The sequence below is a fragment of the Sphingomonas yunnanensis genome, from assembly GCF_019898765.1.
Classification (GTDB): Bacteria; Pseudomonadota; Alphaproteobacteria; order Sphingomonadales; family Sphingomonadaceae; genus Sphingomonas; species Sphingomonas yunnanensis.
This window is the reverse complement of the sequence record NZ_JAIOKB010000002.1, coordinates 334013-351993: the sequence shown is the minus strand read 5'-3', so window position 1 is coordinate 351993 and position 17981 is coordinate 334013. Positions and strand designations below refer to the sequence as shown.

Below are 17981 nucleotides of genomic sequence, written 5' to 3'. Positions count from 1 at the left end.
TCGGGCCAAGTGTCGACGTCGGTGGAGGCGTGAAGCGGGACGCTCCCGCCTACTCCGTCATCCCGGACTTGGTCGGGGATACACCCGCCCGCCTGCCCCGCGGCCACCGGGTGCGCGCCACGGTGGATCCCGGACCGGGTCCGGGATGACGGAAGGGGGAAAGGAGAGGGCGTTCTCCCCGCCGCCGTCGACGCCCGCTAGTCGATCCGGAACGCCCGGAACGGCGAGCCCTTCCGCAGCGGCACCGGCACCAGCCAGTCGAACCGCTCGCCGCGCGCCAGCCGCGCGTAGAAGCCGCCCGGCGCCTTGGCGCGATAGTTGGTCGACTCGGCCATGTCGGGGCACACCAGCAGCAAGGTCGCGCCGTGGCGCTTCATGATCGCGTGCGCCAGCTCGGGCGTGCCCTTGAAGGCGTGGTGGACGTCGAGGATCGCGTCGCCGTTGCGATGGTACGGCCCCGCGATGGCGTCGTGGTGGGTCAGCGTGATCAGCCGCGGGCCGATGTCGACGAAGGTGAAGATCGTCTGGCGCGGCAGCCGGTTGAGCGGCGCCATCGCGGGGATCGTCATGCACCGCCCGGTGGCCTTGTTGACGCGGCGGACATAGGCGCTGGGGCGGTCGATCTGGAACCAGTCGATCGCCAGCTGGGTGAAGCTCCCCGACACCAGCACGAACACCGCCACCGCCGCGAACGCCTTGGCGGGCCAGTAGCGCGGCGCGAGCAGCCAGGGCAGCGTCGCCCAGGCCAGCGCCGCCGCGCCCGGGATCGCGAGCAGCTGCGCCGCCGGCCCGGCGCGCGCCTGCCACAGCAGCATCAGTGCGGCGAAGGCGCCGAACAGCGCGACACAGGCCCAGCCGCGCAGTTCCGGCGTGCGCCGCGCGCGCCACGTCGCCAGCAGCGCGCCGATGAGCCCGATCAGCGGCAGCGTCACGATCGGCAGCGCGATCCGCAGCGGGTGGCGGTAGATCGGCTTGGCCTCGCGCACGTTGGCGAGCCAGGTGGTGTAGAGCTCGTCCGACACCTGCTCGGGGCGGCCGAGGCATTGCGGGAAAGCGAGCGCGAAGAAGGCCGCCACCGCCGCCCCCGCCGCCAGCGCCAGCACCAGCCGCACCGCCGGCTTCCTTGGGTCGGCCAGCGCGAGCAGCAGCAGCAGGCCGCCCGCGAGCACCACCACCGACAGCCACACCGGGGTGAGCGCGTCGCAGCGCAGCACGCGGTTGGCGTAGGAGGCGAACCCCGCGTAGCCCGCCGCGCTCCCGCCCGCGAGCGTCAGCGCGTAGACCGCGAGCCGGTCGCGCTCGCCGCGGTCGACCACCCAGGCGAGCGCGATGATCGCGCCCGACATGGCGGCATAGGGCAGCATCTCCAGCCCGATCGTCAGCGACAGCGCGGTGGCGATCCCCACCAGCGCGCCGCCGCGCGCGCCGCGCGGGTCGCACAGCCCCGCCACCGTCACCGCCAGCATCGCCAGCTGCCAGCCGTGATGGTCGATCCGGTCGGGCAGGAACATGCCGAGCGTCACGTTGGTGGCGAGGAACAAAGCGGGCGCCAGCCCCCAGGCGAGCGGGTGGATCAGCCGCCGCAGCGTCGCGCCCAGCGCCACCAGTGTCACCGCCGCGGGCAGCAGCGGGGCGATGCCGCACGCCAGCCGCTCCGCCTCGGCGTAGCCGAGCAGCGGGCGCAGCAGCAGGATCAGCCCCGCGATCGGCAGGTCGACCAGCCGCGACCAGTGGATGTCGAACCCGGCCGGCGGGTTGAGCCGATAGTCGCGCAGGTCGTACCAGCCCTGGCCGTTCAGCAGCGCGCGCACCTGCATCAGCCGCATATTGTCGTCGGTATCGCCCAGCGACAGCCAGTGGATCGCGGCCCAGCGCTGCCACACGAACCAGGCCGCGATCGCGAGCCAGGCGAGCAGCGACAGCCGCAGCCAGTCGCGATCGATCACGCGCGCCGCTCGCTCCAGCCGGTCGCGCATCGTGTCGCGCTCACCCGGCCCGGCGTCCCGCCCCTGCATATCCAAAACGCTTCCTTCCGGCCGCCGCGCGCGATAGAGCCGCAGCCGCGTCTAGCCCCGGCGGCGCAAAGGGCAAGGTTTTGGCAGCGTCTCACTCATCCCCGTCGTCCCCGCCGCCGGCGTCTTCCTCACAGCGCGAGATGGTCTGGCAGCTGGTGCGCTTCGGCGTGACCGGCGGGGTGATGACCGCGCTCTACGCCCTGGTCTACTGGCCGCTCGCCACCTATGTGATGAACCCGAACCTGGCGGTGGTGGTCGCCTTTCTCAGCGTGACCTTCATCGGTCGCTTCGCGCACGGCGCGGTGAGCTTCCGCGGCCATGGCACCCGGGGCGCGCGCACCGCGCGGCGCTTCTTCCTGGTGCAGCTGTTCGGTTTCTTCCTCCAGCAGGGCTTCACCTGGGTGCTGGTGACCGGCCCCTTCTTCCACGGGCCGACATGGTGGCCGCTGGTGCCCGCGGTGTCGGTGGTGCCGCTGCTGACCTTCTGGCTCCAGCGCAACTGGGTGTTCGCGTAGATATGAAGGCTGATCGCTGATGGACCGCCGCGTCTACGACCGCATGGCGGAGCACGACTCGACCCACTGGTGGTATCGCGCGCGCCGCGACGTGCTCGCCGATTTCCTCACGCGCGAGGCGCGGCTCCCCGCCGACGCGCGCATCCTCGAGATCGGCTGCGGCACCGGGCACAACCTGCCGATGCTGGCGCAGTTCGGCACGGTCGACGCGATCGAGATCGACCCCGCCGCGCGCGCGATCGCGAGCGATCGGCTCGGCCGCGCGGTCGGCGCCGCGCCGCTGCCCGAGCTGCCCGGCGTCGAGCGCGGCGCCTATGACCTGGTCGCGGTGCTCGACGTGGTCGAACATATCGAGGACGACGTCGCCGCGCTGGCGGCGATGCGCGCGTGCCTGAGACCCGGCGGCAAGATCCTGATCGCGGTGCCCGCGCACCAGTGGATGTGGAGCGCGCACGACGTGGTGAACCACCACCACCGCCGCTATTCCAAGCCCAGCCTGGTGCGCGCGATCCGCGCCGCCGGGCTGAAGGAGCGCGGGCTGACCTATTTCAACTCCTTGCTGTTCCCGCTGGCGGCCGCGGCGCGCGTCGCGGGGCGGCTGACCGGGCGCGACGACAGCGACGATTCGCCCCCGGCGGCGCCGCTCAACGCATTGTTCGAGCGCGTCTTTCGCGTCGAGCGCCACCTGGTGGGGCGGGTGCCGATGCCGATCGGCGTGTCGATCCTGACGCTGGCCGAGCCGGCGTAGCAGGGCAAGGCGAGCGCACGTCGAACGCTCCCGGCCGCCTCACCCCATGTGCCGCAGCGCCTCGGCCGCGCCGGCCAGCTCGCCGTCGTCGAGCGCGGCATAGACCCGCGGCACGGTCGCCAGCAGCCGCGCATATTTGCCGCTCCCCGCGAACAGCGGCGCCATCTCCGCCAGTCGCAGCAGCGGGCGCAGCGCCGCCGCCAGCCCGCCGGTGACGATCACCCCGTCCCACGCGCCGTAGATGATCGCGAGCTGGCCGGCGTAGCTCCAGAAGGCACGGCACAGCCAGGTGCAGGCCTCGCGCGCGAGCGGGTCCGAGGCCATGGCGCGCGTGATGTCCTCGGCGCTGGTCCAGCGCGGCGCGGTGTGGCGGCGGCGCGCCAGCGTCTCGTACAGGCGCACCAGCCCCGGCGCGGAGAGCAGGTCCTCGGCCACCACCGGGTAGCGGCCCGGGAAGATCTCGGCGGCGAGCCGCGCCAGCTCCTCGCTCACCGCGATGAACCCGCCATGCCCCGCCTCGGTGGCGAGCACGCGCACCGCGCCCGCGTCGTCGCGGCTCAGCACCGAGACGCCCAGGCCCGAGGTCATGCCGAGCACGCAATAGCTGCCGGCGCGGCGCAGCGAGAGCTCGTCGCCCGCGAACCGCTCCTCGGCGCGCACGTCGGCACCGTGGAAGGCCCAGGCCTCGGCCTCGAAGTCGTTGAGGATCAGCGGCGCGTGCCCGAGCATGCCGCGCAGCCCCGAGCGCGACACGTACCAGCGCCCGCGCGTGATCGACACGGTCTCGCCGCGCGGCAGCCCCGCCACCGCGAAGGCGGAGCGGCGCGGCGGCGCGTCGGGGCGGGCGTCGCGGAGGAAGTCCATGATCGCGCCGGAGATGCTGACGGTGGTATCGGCGGTGAAGCTGCGCACGCTGTCGCGGCGCACCTGCCCGGCCGCGTCGGTGAGCGCGAAGCGCATCCGCTTGCGCCCGACATGCCCGACCAGCGCCGCCCCCACCTCCGCCATCGGGCGCTCTCCCTTGTTATTGTTCTCGGTGATATCGCTATCAGGACAAGACTAACAGAGGGTTAGCTGTAAGTTGGGGAGCGGGTGTAGATCCTCTCCGCTCGCGGGAGGAGTGAGAGCCTCACTCCCCGATCACATGCAGCGCCACCCGGCGGCGATGCGGCACGGCGCGGTGCTCGGCGAGGTAGACGCCCTGCCACGTCCCCAACACCATCCGCCCGCGCGCCACCGGGATCGACAGCGACACGCCGGTGAGCACGCTGCGAAGATGCGCTGGCATGTCGTCCGGTCCCTCGTCGTCATGCTCATAGTCGCGCGATTCGGGCGCGACCTTGGCGAGCCAGCGCTCGAGGTCGCGGCGCACCGCGGGCGCGGCATTCTCGTTGATCAGCAGCGAGGCCGAGGTGTGGCGGCAGAAGACGGTGAGCAGCCCGGTCTCGACCGCCGCGCCGTCGAGCCACGCCGCCACCTCGCGCGTGATCTCGACCAGCCCGGCGCCGCGTGTCGCCACCTCGATCTCGCCGACCGCCTGGCGCATCAGAACAGCCGGCCGCCGTCGGGCACGCGCTCGCTCGGCGCCACCAGCACCACCTTGCCGTCGGCGTCGGGGAAGCCCAGCGTCAGCACCTCGGAGAGGAACTTGCCGATCTGGCGCGGGGGAAAGTTGACCACCGCGGCGACCTGACGCCCGACCAGTTCCTCCACCGCGTAATGCTCGGTGATCTGCGCCGAGGAGCGCCTGCGCCCGATCGCGGGCCCGAAGTCGATCAGCAGCTTGTAGGCGGGCTTGCGCGCCTCGGGATAAGGCTCGGCCGAGACGATCGTGCCGACGCGCACGTCCACCCGGAGGAAGTCGTCGAACGCGATCTCGGGCGCGGCGGCGGCGGCGGGGGCGTGCGTGACGTGCATCAGAAGTCCGGGTTCTCGTAGTAGCTCGGCGGCTCGATCCCGGTGATGCGCTCGGCCAGCAGCGGGCGGAAGCTGCGCCGGCTCTTGAACGCGGAATACCACGCCTTGCTGTGCGCGTGGCCCGTCCAGTCGATCCCGCCGAGATAGTCCGCGACCGAGATCTGCGCCGCCGCGGCGAGGTCGGCGAGGCTGATCGTCGCGCCCGCGATCCACTTGCGATGGTCGAGCAGGAAATCGATATAGTCGAGGTGACCGACCGAGGACTTCATCGCCTCGCGCAGCCGCGACGCGTCCGGCGTGGTGCGGTGGACGACCCGCTTGATCATCCGCTCGTCGAGCAGGGGCTGGGTCACGTCGCGGTAGAAATGCGTGTCGAACCAGGCGACCAGCCGGCGGATCTCGGCGCGGTTGGCGGCGGTGCCGTTGATCATCGCGACGCGCTCGACGGTCTCCTCGAAATATTCGCAGATCGCCATCGAGTCGACCAGCACGGTGCCGCGCTCATTGTCGGTCATCACCGGGGTCTGGCCGGCGGGGTTCATGTCGATGAAGGCGTCGCGCCGCTCCCACGGGTTCTCGCGCATCAGCTGGTAGCCGACGTCCTTCTCGTTGAGGAGCGTGCGGACCTTGCGCGTGAACGGGCACAGAGGGAACTGGTAGAGCTGCCACATGCCGGCCCGCTTAGGCCGAAAGCGCGGCGCGGGGGAAGCGGCTTCGTGGGCGCGCGCCGCGCCACTGTGTCGGGGTGGCGCGCTGGGGCGGAGAGGGGCGACGCGGGGGCGGGGGAGAGCGGGTGGGGGCGCGGGTGGCGAGCGGCCGTCTACTTCCTTCTTCCGTCATCCCGAACTCGTTTCGGGATCCACCGTGCCGCGTACCCAGGTGCCGCGGCGCCTGCGGGACGGTGGATCCCGAAACGAGTTCAGGATGACGCTGGCGAGGGAGGAGAGGCGCGTCCGCCCCGCCGGGTCACGCTGCGGGGTGACCGTCGCCAAGCGGCGTGGCAGCGGGGTACGAATGTCGCTCGACGAGCCCAAGCCAGCGCCCACCCCGCCGCCGGCGGTCGCCGCGGTCGCCGCGCTCGTCACGCTGGCCGCGCTGGCGATCGGGCTGACGCTGCCCGACGTCGACCTGCGGCTCGGGCTGGGCCATCGCAGCGCGCTGACGCACAGCCTGCTCCCCGCGCTGCTGCCGCTCGCGTGGCGCGGGCGCGCCGCCGCCTGCGGGATCGCGGGCGGCATCGGCGTGCACCTCGCCGCCGATTGCTTCCCGCGGCGCATGACCGGTTATGCCACGGTGAAGCTGCCGCTCCACGGCGCGCTGCCGCCGCTCGAGTCGTACGCCTGGCTCGCGCTCAACGCCGCGGCGGCGCTGCTGCTCGCGGCGTGGTGGGCGCGGCGGCTCCACGCGCCGGCCGCGCGCGCGTTCGTGGGGCTGGCCGCGCTCGCCGCGGCGCTGCATTACCTGTGGCACGATCCCGGCGGTTGGCCCGTGCTCGCGCTGGCGGGCGGGGTGGCGTTCGCGGCGGTGCGGGCAAGGGGCTCAGCCCTGCTCCGCCGTGGATGCGAGGAGGAGGAGCAGGAGCGATGAGCTGACACCGCCCCCCTCAATCGTCGAGGACGCTGAGGTGGCGCCTCGCGCTCCCCACCTCCGTCATCCCCGCGAAGGCGGGGATCCAGAGACGCTGACGTGGCGACTCTCTCGCTGAGGTCCGCGCGTCTGGATCCCCGCCTGCGCGGGGACGACGAGGGTGGGAGGGGGCACGATCATGGGGAGGGGACCGAACCTACACTTGTCGGCGGCCTCGCTCCGCCAAGCCTATACGTGTGGCCGCCGCCCCGTGCCCCTCACTCAGCCGCCACCAGCGTCTCCGCGTCGTCGAGCGGGTGCGCCAGCCGGGTGAGCATCTCGCGCGGCACCACCTGCCACACCGAGGCGATCGTGCGCTCCCAGTCGTCGAGCAGGCCGCGCGACCAGCGGCTGTCGGTCGCCACCGCATGTTCGGCGATGAGCGAGCGCAGCTGCTCCTCCCAGTGCGCCGCGGCGACGCGCTGCCAGGTGATGTTCTCCGGGTTGGCGGAGCGCGCGAAGCTGCCGTCGGCGTCGTAGACGAAGGCCATGCCCCCGGTCATGCCCGCGCCGAAGTTGGCGCCGACCGCGCCGAGCACCACCGCGACCCCGCCGGTCATATACTCGCAGCCGTTGGCGCCGCAGCCCTCCACCACCACGGTCGCGCCCGAGTTGCGCACCGCGAAGCGCTCGCCGGCCTGGCCCGCCGCGAACAACTTGCCCGAGGTGGCGCCGTACAGCACGGTGTTGCCGAGGATCGTGTTCTCCTGGCTGCGCAGCGGCGAGGACACCGCCGGGCGGACGATGATGGTGCCGCCCGACAGTCCTTTGCCGACATAGTCGTTGGCGTCGCCGAACACCTCGAGCGTGATGCCGCGGCACAGGAAGGCGCCGAGCGACTGGCCCGCCGAGCCGCGCAGCCGGATCGTCACGTGCCCCTCCGCTAGCGTCGACATGCCGAACTTGCGCGTGATCTCGCTGGAGAGGCGCGTGCCCACCGCGCGGTGCGTGTTGCGCACCGAATAGGTGAGCTGCATCTTCTCGCCGCGCGAGAACACCGGTGCGCCGTCCTTGATGATCTGCGCGTCGAGGCTGTCGGGCACCTCGTTGCGGAAGGTGCTGAGCGAGAAGCGGCGCTCGGCGTCGGTGGCGTCGACCTTGGCGAGGATCGGGTTGAGGTCGAGGTCGTCGAGATGCTCGGCGCCGCGGCTGACCTGGCGGAGCAGCTCGGTGCGGCCGATCACCTCGTCGAGGCTGCGCACGCCGAGCCGGGCGAGGATGTCGCGCACCTCCTCGGCGATGAAGGTCATCAGGTTGATCACCTTCTCGGGCGTGCCGACGAACTTCTGCCGCAGCGCCTCGTCCTGCGTGCAGACGCCGACCGGGCAGGTGTTCGAGTGGCACTGGCGCACCATGATGCAGCCCATCGCCACCAGGCTGAGCGTGCCGATGCCGAACTCCTCCGCGCCCAGGATCGCGGCGACGACGATGTCGCGCCCGGTCTTGAGCCCGCCGTCGGCGCGCAGCTTGATCCGCCCGCGCAGGCCGTTGAGCGTGAGCACCTGGTTCACCTCGGAGAGCCCCATCTCCCACGGCGTGCCGGCATATTTGATGCTGGTCTGCGGGCTGGCGCCGGTACCGCCGACATGGCCCGAGACGAGGATCACGTCGGCGTGCGCCTTGGCGACCCCGGCCGCGACCGTGCCGATCCCCGCCGAGCTGACCAGCTTGACGCAGACGCGCGCGCGCGGGTTGATCTGCTTGAGGTCGTAGATCAGCTGCGCCAGGTCCTCGATCGAGTAGATGTCGTGGTGTGGCGGCGGGCTGATCAGCGTCACGCCCGGGGTGGCGTGGCGCAGCTTGGCGATGAACTCGGTCACCTTGAAGCCGGGGAGCTGCCCGCCCTCGCCCGGCTTGGCGCCCTGCGCGACCTTGATCTCGATCTCGTCGCAGGCGTTGAGATACTCGGCCGTCACGCCGAAGCGCCCGCTGGCGATCTGCTTGATCACCGAGTTGGCGTTGTCGCCGTTGGCATAAGGCGTGTAGCGCGCCTTGTCCTCGCCGCCCTCGCCGGAGACCGCCTTCGCGCCGATCCGGTTCATCGCGATCGCCAGCGTCTCGTGCGCCTCGGGCGAGAGCGCGCCGAGCGACATGCCCGGCGTGACGAAGCGCTTGCGGATCTCGGTGATCGCCTCGACCTGGTCGACCGGCACGCCCTCGGTGGGAAAGTTGAACTGGAGCAGGTCGCGCAGGTAGATCGGCGGCAGGTCGGCGACGCCGCGCGAGAATTGCAGGTAGCTCGAATAGCTGTCGGTCGCCACCGCGGTCTGCAGCAGGTGCATCAGCTGCGCCGAATAGGCATGCGCCTCGCCATTGTGGCGCTGGCGGTAGAAGCCGCCGATCGGCAGCGTCGCCACCGCCTGATCGTACGCCGCCTCGTGCCGCTCGGTGGCGTTGACGTGGAGCGAGGCATAGCCCTCGCCCGAGATCTTGGCGGGCATGCCCGGGAACAGGTCGTTGACGAGGCTGCGGCTGAGCCCGACCGCCTCGAAATTATAGCCGCCGCGATAGCTGGAGATCACCGAGATCCCCATCTTGCTGAGGATCTTGAGCAGCCCCTCCTCGATCGCCTTCTTGTGCCGCGCGAGGCAGTCCTCGAGCGAGAGCTTGCCGAACAGCCCGCGCGCGTGGCGGTCGGCGATCGCGGCCTCGGCGAGATAGGCGTTCACCGTGGTGGCGCCGACGCCGATCAGCACCGCGTAATAATGCGTGTCGAGGCACTCGGCCGCGCGCACGTTGACCGAGGCGTAGGAACGCAGGCCGCGGCGGACGAGGTGCGTGTGCACCGCCGCGGCGGCGAGCACGCCCGGGATGGCGACGCGGTCCTCGCTGATATGCTCGTCGGTGAGGAACAGCTCGCTCTTGCCCTCGCGCACCGCCTGCTCGGCCTGGTTGCGGATGCGCTGGATCGCGGCGCGCAGCTTCTCGGGGCCGCCGCCCGCCTCGAAGGTGCAGTCGATGTCGGACGCGGCCTGGCCGAAATAGCCCTTGAGCCGCGCCCAGTCGGTCGAGGTCAGCACCGGGCTGTCGAGCACCAGCACGCGCTCGCGCCGGTCCTCGGTGTCGAGGATGTTGGCGAGGTTGCCGAAGCGCGTGCGCAGCGACATGACGTAGCGCTCGCGCAAGGGATCGATCGGCGGGTTGGTCACCTGGCTGAAGTTCTGGCGGAAGAACTGGCTGATCAGGCGCGGCTTGTCCGAGATCACCGCGAGCGGCGTGTCGTCGCCCATCGAGCCGATCGCTTCCTTGCCGCTCTCCACCATCGGCGACAGGATCAGCTCCATGTCCTCGATCGTCTGGCCCGCGGCGACCTGGCGCCGCGTGAGGTCGGCGCGGGCGTAGCGGGTGAGCGTGTCGACGGGCGCGGGGGGCAGGTCCGCCATGGTGGAGAACTCGCCGATCATCGCGGCATAGTCCTGCTCGGCGGCGATACGGTCCTTCACCTCCCGGTCGCGCAGCACGCGGCCCTCGTGCAGGTCGACCGCGATCATCTGCCCCGGCCCGAGCCGGCCCTTGGCGATCACGGTGCTCTCGGGCACCACCACCATGCCCGCCTCCGAGCCGACGATCAGCAGCCCGTCGGCGGTCTCGGTGAAGCGCAGCGGGCGCAGCGCGTTGCGGTCGACCCCGCCGACCGCCCAGCGCCCGTCGGTCATCGCCAGCGCGGCGGGGCCGTCCCACGGCTCCATCACCGAGGCGAGATACTGGTACATCGCGTGGTGCGCCGGCGGCATGTCGTCCGAATAGGCCTCGGGCACCAGCATCAGCTTGGCGGTGGGCGCGTCGCGGCCCGAGCGGCAGATCGCCTCGAACGTGGCGTCGAGCGCGGCGGTGTCGGAGGCGCCGGCGGGGATCACCGGCTTGATGTCCTCCGAATGCTCGCCGAACGCGATCGAGGCCATGCGGATCTCGTGGCTGAGCATCCAGTTCTTGTTGCCGCGCACGGTGTTGATCTCGCCGTTGTGGGCGAGGCAGCGGAACGGCTGCGCCAGCCACCATTGCGGGAAGGTGTTGGTGGAATAACGCTGGTGAAAGATCGCGACGCGGCTCTCGAAGCGCTGGTCCTGCAGGTCGGGATAGAAGACCGACAGGCTCTCGGCGAGGAACAGCCCCTTGTAGATGATCGAGCGGCAGCTCAGCGAGCAGACGTAGAAGCCCTGGATCTGCGCCGCGATCACGCGCTTCTCGATGCGGCGGCGGACGAGGTACAGGTTCTTCTCGAACTCCTCGGCCGAGACCTGATCGGGCAGCGGCCCGGCGATCATGATCTGCTCGATCTCGGGGCGCGTGGACTGCGCCTTGAGCCCGATCACCGACACGTCGACCGGCACCTGGCGCCAGCCGTAGATGGTGTAGCCCGCCTCGATGATCGCGCTCTCGACGATGGTGCGGCAGGTCTCCTGCGCGCCGAGATCGGTGCGCGGCAGGAACACCATGCCGACCGCGAGGCGGTTGGGCATCAGCTTGTGCCCGCTGGCGGCGACGCAATCGTCGAAGAAGCGCACCGGCAGGTCGACGTGGAGGCCGGCGCCGTCGCCGGTCTTGCCGTCGGCGTCGACCGCGCCGCGGTGCCACACCGCCTTGAGCGCGTCGATCGCGGACTGGACGACGCGGCGCGAGGCGCGCCCGTCGGTCGCGGCGACGAGGCCGACGCCGCACGCGTCGCCCTCGAATTCGGGGCGGTACATGCCGTGCGTGGCGAGGTGGGTGCGGGGATCGGTCATTGGGAGAGACCTCCGTTGGCAACGAACGACTGGGCCGATCGTGCGGTCTGTGTCAGCAGCGGGATGGCGGCATGCGCCTGGGTCAGCAGGTCGAGCTGCGCCTCGGGCGCGAGCGGGTAATCATGGACCAGCCGGTTGCGCAGCCGGATGATCGCGGTCCAGGCGAAGCCGTCGTCCAGGATGCCGAGCTTCTCGGCGAAGTTCGCGTGGTCCTGGGCGAACCAGCCGCGCGTCTCGACCAGCATCAGCCTGGGCAACAGCCGGAACAGCCGGGCGAGCTGATCCTCGGTCTGCTCGACCGACTTGAGCAGCGCGCGCGAGGCGACACGCCGGCCGCGATCCATCGCAGCGAACTCCGTGGTGTCACGCGGGAGGGTGCCGAGCGCCTCGGCGTCCTCGTCAAGCGCGACGAGGAGCGCGTCGAGCCGGGCGAGGATGGCGTGCAGCACGTCGGTCTCGCCCTGGGTCACAGCACGATCCCGTCGCGATAGGCGATCTGCTCGAAGCCGCGCGGCGTGCCGCCGCGCTGGGTCACGATCACGTCCACCTTCTGCGGCTCGATGCGGCGGAACAGCACGTCCTCGAAGGTGCCGCGCGCGCGCCACTCGTCGTCGAGCGGGTCGGTCTCGACGTGCAGGTCGATGTCGCCGCCGCGCAGGTCGTCGCGCACGCGGCTGCCGAACAGGCGCACCACCGCGCCCTCGCCGAACGCCTCGCGCGCGGCCTCCTTGATCGCCGCGACATAGTCGGGCGGCAGCCTCACGCGGCGACCTTCTCGCTCTTCGCTTCCGCCCGCAGATACTGGTGCATCGTCGCCGCGACGTCGCGGCCGTCGCGGATCGCCCATACCACCAGGCTGGCGCCGCGGACGATGTCGCCTGCCGCGAACACGCCGTCGAGGCTGGTCATCAGCGTCTTGGAATCGACCAGCACGGTGCCCCAGCGCGTGACGCCCAGCTCGGGCGCGTCCCACAGCAGCGGCAGCTCCTCGGCGTCGAAGCCGAGCGCCTTGATCACCAGGTCCGCCGCCATCGTCTCGGCGCCGCCGGGGGCGACCTCGGGCGCGCGCCGCCCGCTCGCGTCGGGCGCGCCGAGCCGCATGCGGTTGACCTCGACCGCGCTCACCTTGCCCTCCGCGCCGGTGAACTTGGCGGGGGCGGCGAGCCAGACGAACTCGACGCCCTCCTCCTCGGCGTTGGCGACCTCGCGCTGCGAGCCCGGCATGTTGGCGCGGTCGCGGCGGTAGAGGCACTTCACGCTGGTGGCGCCCTGGCGGATCGCGGTGCGGACGCAGTCCATCGCGGTGTCGCCGCCGCCGATCACCACCACGTCGCGCCCCGCGGCGTTGAGCGAGCCGTCCTCGAAGGCGGGAACATGGTCGCCGAAGCCCTTGCGGTTCGACGCGGTGAGGAAGTCGAGCGCTGGGACGACCCCGGCGAGGTCGTTGCCGGCGAGGTCGATCGCGCGCGCCTGGTAGACGCCGGTCGCGATCAGCAGCGAGTCGTGGCGCGCGCGCAGTTCGTCGAGCGTGGCGTCGCGGCCGACCTCGAAGCCCTCGTGGAAGACGATCCCGCCCGCCTTGAGCCGCTCGACCCGGCGCATCACCACAGGCTTCTCCAGCTTGAAGCCGGGGATGCCATAGGTCAGCAGCCCGCCGGCGCGGTCGTGGCGGTCGTAGACATGGACCTCATAGCCGTGGCCGCGCAGATATTCCGCCGCGGTGAGCCCGGCCGGGCCGGCGCCGATCACGCCGACCGACTGGCCGCGCGCGGGGCCGGGGACGAGCGGCTCGACCCAGCCCTCCTCCCACGCGGTATCGGTGATGAACTTCTCGACCGAGCCGATCGTCACCGCGCCGTGGCCGGAGAATTCGATCACGCAATTGCCCTCGCACAGCCGGTCCTGCGGGCAGATGCGGCCGCAGATCTCGGGCATGGTCGAGGTGGCGTTGCTCAGCTCATAGGCCTCGCGCAGCCGGCCCTCGGCGGTGAGCCGCAGCCAGTCGGGGATATGGTTGTGGAGCGGGCAGTGGACCGAGCAATAGGGCACGCCGCACTGCGAGCAGCGTCCGGCCTGGTCCTCCGCCGCGGGGGTGGCGTAGCGTTCGGCGATCTCGCGGAAATCGTCGGCGCGGTCGGCCGCCCCGCGCTTCGCGGGATAGGATTGCGCGCGTTCGACGAACTTGAGCATGTCGGCCATCGGTGTCCTCCGATCGCCGACGTGTCACACCGATATAGGTGAGTCACGCGCTTTCTGGCCGATACGTCAGCAAAGCTGCCGCAAAAACTTCGATTGTTGCGCGGCCGCGCACCGTCCTACCTCTAAGGCGTGAGAAGAAGGTCCGTTCCGGATCAATGTAGGGCGAGCAGGAGGAGCGCGAGCGTGCCCGCGACGATGCGATACCAGGCGAAGGGGGCGAAGCCGTGCTTCGTCACGACGCCCAGGAACCAACGGATCACCAGCAGCGCGACGACGAAGGCGACGACGAAGCCGATCGCGATCGCGCCGTAGTCGACGTGGCCGGGCAGGTCGCGGCTCTTCCACAAGGCCAGCGTGGTGGCGCCGAGCATCGTCGGTATGGCGAGGAAGAAGCTGTACTCGGCGGCGGTCTCCTGATCGACGCGCATCGCGCGCGCGCCCATGATCGTCGCGCCCGAGCGGCTGACGCCGGGGATCATCGAGATGCACTGGACGACGCCGATGCCGAGCGCGACGCGCCACGACATCGTCTCCACCTCGCTCTTGGGGGCGGGGGGGACGGTGCGCTCGATGAACAGGATCGCGATGCCGCCGACGATCAGCGCCACCGCCACCACGGTCGGGCCCACGCCGGGCGCCTCGAGCACCTTGCGGATCGCCGAATAGGCGATCGCGCCCACTACCGCGGAGGGCAGGAAGCCGAGCAGCACGTTGCGCGTGAAGCGGATCGCGCCGGGATCACGCCGCAGCAGCCCCTGGCCGACGTGGAGGAAGCGCCGCCAGAACAACACGATCACCGCCAGGATCGCGCCCAGCTGGATGACGATGTCGAAGGTGGCGTCGGCTTCCTTGAGCCCCAGCAGCGCGCCGGCGAGCACGAGGTGCCCGGTGGAGGAGACGGGCAGGAACTCGGTGACCCCCTCGACGATGCCGAGGAGGATGGTGATCAGCAGGTCGTTCAATGTCGTTCTCCCCCCGAGCTCAGCGGCGCGTCTCCCGCGCGCCGATCAGCCCGCGGTCTGGTTGATCATGCTGAAGCGCCCCGCCTTGCGGTAGCGCACCAGCCAGTTGGGCGCGACCGCGTCGATCGGGGTCGGCTCGACGCCGAGCGCGGCCAGCCCCGCGGCGCCCTGGCCGACGACGCTGTCGTGGCCGAGCAGCTTCCACTGGTCGCCCGAGATCGGCGCGAGCGGCAGCGCGGCGAGCAGCGCGCCCGCGCCGTCGGGCACCGTCACGAAATGCGGGCGGCGGCCGATATGCTCGGCGACGCGGCGGTTGAGCTCGAGCATCGTCAGCACCTCGGGCCCGCCCAGCTCATAGGTGCGGCCGGCGTGCGCGTCGCGGTCGGCGAGCGCGGCGAACACCGCCTGCGCGACGTCGACGACATAGACCGGCTGGAAGCGCGCCGCGGGGCGCAGCACCGGCACCACCGGCAGCCGCGCGATCATCCCGGCGAAGCGGTTGAGGAACTGGTCCTCGCGCCCGAACACGGTGGAGGGGCGCAGGATCGTCGCGGTCGGGTCGGCCTGGCGCAGCGCCTGCTCGCCCGCGCCCTTGGTGCGCGCGTAGACCGAGTCGCCGTCCGCGTCGGCGCCGATCGCGGAGACATGGACCAGCGCGGCGCCCGCGTCGCGCGCCGCCTCGGCGACGATGCGCGCGCCCTCGACATGGACGCGCTGGAGATTGCCCGCGAAGGTGCCGACCAGATTGACCACCGCGTCCGCGCCCGCGACCGCGCGCTGGATCGTCTCGGGCCGCGCGATGTCGGCGGCGACGAACTGGGTCTGCCCCAGCCCGCCGAGCGGCTTGATGAAGAAGGCCTGACGGGGGTCGCGCTGCGCCACGCGGACGCGCGCGCCGGTCTTGAGCAGGGCCTGCGCGACATAGCGGCCGAGGAACCCCCCGCCGCCGATCAGCGTGACCAGTCTGTCGTTCATGCCGTCCTTCATCTCGAACGCCTTTCCGCTACGCTCGCCGCTCTGCCCGCCGCGCCGGCCGATGACAAGGCCGGATGCGGCGGTGCGGCACGGTTCGCGAAAATGCGTGTTGACAAGGCCGGCGACCACCCCCTAGAGGCGCCGGCCTACCCCGTGCCCAGATGGCGGAATTGGTAGACGCACCAGCTTCAGGTGCTGGCGATCGCAAGGTCGTGGAGGTTCGAGTCCTCTTCTGGGCACCATTCTTCTCCGGCTTAGCCGTTGAGAATAGCTAGTCTTCGGACATTCACGGATCTCTCAACGCCACGTGGGTCCCCTCATTCTGCCTCGGCTCGCGGCGAGCGTCGGCGAGCCGCCACGGTCATCATGGGCGCTCGTGAACGGCATTTCTGGGCGACCGTCACCGGGCGCGAGGACGCGCGCCTTGACGACAAGCCCACGGACGACGCCGACGTCTATGACCTGGCCGATCTCCCAGCGCTGCTCGGCGCGGGGCGCTGCGTAGAGCGCCTCGAGGGCGGACGAGATTCGCGAGAATGCCCCGGGATCTGTCCAACCGCGCGGGTAGGTACAAACGCGCCGTCCGCTCCGAGACGAGGGAGATCGTCAGGTCGTGTGAGGTGGATCGTCGCGCTCCACGCGCAAACCATCCGTCACGACACGGTTCAGTCGAGGCCTGTCGTACTCAGCGGCAGTTTGCTGCTGTGACATCAGCCTCGATCAGTTCTGCGCGAGGTAAGCTGTGACCAGGGGGATGGCGTAGGCGCTTGTTCCGCCTGACCCGTCAGCGATGCCTCCGAAAGCGCGATATCTGCTCCGACCGGCGCATGCGACCTTCCCGAAGGTTCAGGCAAGCGGGCGGGGAAGGTCCTCGCACGACGGCGTGCGTCATCGAGGAAGAACCAGAATATGGTGCCACCAACGCCGACGAGCGAAGCGGCAAACACCAGCGCGGCAACGAACCACCCATGAGGTGACATCGCGGCATTCCCCTTACCATGATCCTACGTCCACGGTGCCTCTTGCCCGATAAACCTTGCTACGACGTTAACCACTTTGGAGAAATCTTCCCGCGTCACCGGTGGGACCGGCGACCTCGCATGTGGTCCAGATTGACCCAGAGTCGAGCAGGGCTCGGCGATGTCGATCGAGCATAGCCACCCGCCGGGTGGTACGGTCGGCATCTGGCGATTCGGGCGGATGCCGAGGAAGGGTAAAGATGATCGCGCATCCGTCCGGCCGCCCCACGTGGGTGTCGATCCAATATCTGCGCGCGTTGGCTGCACTGCTGGTGGTACTTCACCATGCCCGCAACCCCGAACCGTGGCTTTTCAACCCACTGAAGGGTTTCTCTCACGGTCAGGCAGGGGTCGACATCTTCTTCGTTATCAGTGGCTTCATCATGTACGCCGCGGCGCGCGAAGAGTCGGCGATGCAGTTCGTTCATCGACGCGTGATCCGCGTTGCTCCGCTCTACTGGATCGCAACTGGAGTCTCGCTCGCTTTTTTCTATCGCCGCCAGCTGCTGGGGTTGGACGCGACGCTGCTGACGAAGTTGGGCGCCTCGCTGCTGTTCGTTCCGCACTACAACCTGCTTCACCCAACAGAGATTTGGCCCGTGCTCGTGCCTGGCTGGACCCTCAACTACGAGATGTTTTTCTACGCCGTCTTCGCGCTTGCGCTGCTCAGCCGAAAGCTGGTGCCTGTGGTGATAGGTGTGATCGGCGTGTCGGTAGCAGCGGGTCTCCTCGTTCGCTTGCCCGATCCGTTGTGGTTGACCTACACGGATCCCATTCTCCTCGACTTCGCGTTCGGCTTGCTGATCGCGCGTTTTTACCCGGCGCAAGCGAGCCGCTGGCTCGTCCTGCTCATGCCACTCGGCGCTGCCCTGCTGCTGCTCACGCCGGTGCCCGGCATCTGGCGTGCACTGACCTGGGGCGGCCCTTCGGCGCTCATCGTGATGGGGGCGCTCGCCCTTGAGGCTGGTGGATCGCTGCCCAGGGTGGCCGGCCTGAAGGCGATCGGGGACGCAAGCTACTCGATCTATCTCGTGCACCCTATGGTCATCACCGTTGTCGCGAAGGTGGTCGAGAAACTGCCGGTCGGCGGGCTGACGCAGTTTATCCTGCTGCTGGTAACCGCGTTCGGCGGCTCGATCCTGGCGGGCCTGGCGACTCATCGGTGGGTCGAGCGGCCATTGCTGCGTCGGCTGCACGGCAGACGCCGCACCGCATCGGGGGCTGGCGTAGCCCCGCCGCTCGAGCGGACCACCTGAACGCGCGACGGCGATGAGCCGTGCC

Annotated in this window: 15 protein-coding genes and 1 tRNA gene; 5 read left to right on the top strand and 11 right to left on the bottom strand. The window is 70.5% G+C overall.

Features of this window, described 5'->3' with window-relative positions; all coding sequences use genetic code 11:
* Nucleotides 1-197 precede the first annotated feature (197 nt).
* Nucleotides 198-1976, bottom strand: a complete 1779-nt coding sequence (locus K7957_RS07840; RefSeq protein WP_223011778.1) for an AcrB/AcrD/AcrF family protein — start codon at nt 1974-1976, stop codon at nt 198-200.
* A gap of 179 nt (nt 1977-2155) precedes the next feature.
* Between K7957_RS07840 and K7957_RS07835 the strand changes: the two genes are divergently transcribed.
* A complete protein-coding gene (locus K7957_RS07835; protein WP_223011421.1) occupies nt 2156-2530 on the top strand; it encodes a GtrA family protein in 375 nt (124 codons plus the stop codon).
* A gap of 19 nt (nt 2531-2549) precedes the next feature.
* Nucleotides 2550-3278, top strand: coding sequence for a class I SAM-dependent methyltransferase (locus K7957_RS07830; protein WP_223011420.1), 729 nt, complete (start codon nt 2550-2552; stop codon nt 3276-3278).
* 39 nt (nt 3279-3317) lie between these two features.
* Here K7957_RS07830 and K7957_RS07825 read toward each other — a convergent pair whose 3' ends face one another.
* From K7957_RS07825 to K7957_RS07810, 4 genes are all read right to left on the bottom strand, one after another.
* The gene (locus K7957_RS07825) at nt 3318-4286 is read right to left on the bottom strand and encodes a glucokinase (protein ID WP_223011419.1); all 969 of its coding nucleotides are present in this window, start codon (nt 4284-4286) and stop codon (nt 3318-3320) included.
* Between the two features lie 121 nt (nt 4287-4407).
* On the bottom strand, nt 4408-4824 hold the full coding sequence (locus tag K7957_RS07820; protein WP_223011418.1) for a secondary thiamine-phosphate synthase enzyme YjbQ: 417 nt from the start codon (nt 4822-4824) through the stop codon (nt 4408-4410).
* Entirely contained in the window at nt 4824-5195 is a 372-nt protein-coding gene (locus K7957_RS07815) for a tRNA-binding protein (protein WP_223011417.1), read from the bottom strand. Before K7957_RS07815 ends, K7957_RS07820 begins: the two co-directional genes overlap by 1 nt.
* Complete coding sequence (locus tag K7957_RS07810) at nt 5195-5866, bottom strand: glutathione S-transferase family protein (protein ID WP_223011416.1); 672 nt, start codon at nt 5864-5866, stop codon at nt 5195-5197. The genes K7957_RS07815 and K7957_RS07810 overlap by 1 nt, the downstream gene beginning before the upstream one ends.
* Nucleotides 5867-6119: 253 nt before the next feature.
* On the opposite strand from K7957_RS07810, the gene K7957_RS07805 reads away from it, so the two are divergent.
* The gene (locus K7957_RS07805) at nt 6120-6782 is read left to right on the top strand and encodes a hypothetical protein (protein WP_223011415.1); all 663 of its coding nucleotides are present in this window, start codon (nt 6120-6122) and stop codon (nt 6780-6782) included.
* Nucleotides 6783-7039: 257 nt separating this feature from the next.
* On the opposite strand, the gene gltB is transcribed toward K7957_RS07805, so the two are convergent.
* The 6 genes from gltB to K7957_RS07775 form a co-directional block, all read right to left on the bottom strand.
* Nucleotides 7040-11545: a glutamate synthase large subunit gene (gene gltB / locus K7957_RS07800; protein WP_223011414.1), complete on the bottom strand. Its 4506-nt coding sequence runs from the start codon at nt 11543-11545 to the stop codon at nt 7040-7042.
* The gene (locus K7957_RS07795; protein ID WP_223011413.1) at nt 11542-12015 is read right to left on the bottom strand and encodes a hypothetical protein; all 474 of its coding nucleotides are present in this window, start codon (nt 12013-12015) and stop codon (nt 11542-11544) included. The genes gltB and K7957_RS07795 overlap by 4 nt, the downstream gene beginning before the upstream one ends.
* Nucleotides 12012-12308: a nucleotidyltransferase domain-containing protein gene (locus tag K7957_RS07790; RefSeq protein WP_223011412.1), complete on the bottom strand. Its 297-nt coding sequence runs from the start codon at nt 12306-12308 to the stop codon at nt 12012-12014. Before K7957_RS07790 ends, K7957_RS07795 begins: the two co-directional genes overlap by 4 nt.
* Nucleotides 12305-13744 (bottom strand): NAD(P)-dependent oxidoreductase, encoded by a 1440-nt coding sequence (locus K7957_RS07785; RefSeq protein WP_223011411.1) that lies wholly within the window; start codon nt 13742-13744, stop codon nt 12305-12307. Before K7957_RS07785 ends, K7957_RS07790 begins: the two co-directional genes overlap by 4 nt.
* A 152-nt stretch (nt 13745-13896) precedes the next feature.
* Entirely contained in the window at nt 13897-14706 is an 810-nt protein-coding gene (locus K7957_RS07780) for an undecaprenyl-diphosphate phosphatase (RefSeq protein WP_223011410.1), read from the bottom strand.
* Between the two features lie 45 nt (nt 14707-14751).
* The gene (locus K7957_RS07775) at nt 14752-15681 is read right to left on the bottom strand and encodes a complex I NDUFA9 subunit family protein (RefSeq protein WP_223011409.1); all 930 of its coding nucleotides are present in this window, start codon (nt 15679-15681) and stop codon (nt 14752-14754) included.
* Between the two features lie 155 nt (nt 15682-15836).
* Here K7957_RS07775 and K7957_RS07770 point away from each other — a divergent pair.
* A tRNA-Leu gene (locus K7957_RS07770) sits at nt 15837-15923 on the top strand.
* Nucleotides 15924-16900: 977 nt separating this feature from the next.
* Nucleotides 16901-17956 carry an acyltransferase family protein gene (locus K7957_RS07765; RefSeq protein ID WP_223011408.1) on the top strand — a complete coding sequence of 352 codons (1056 nt, stop codon included), beginning with the start codon at nt 16901-16903 and terminating at the stop codon, nt 17954-17956.
* The last annotated feature ends 25 nt before the right edge of the window (nt 17957-17981 follow it).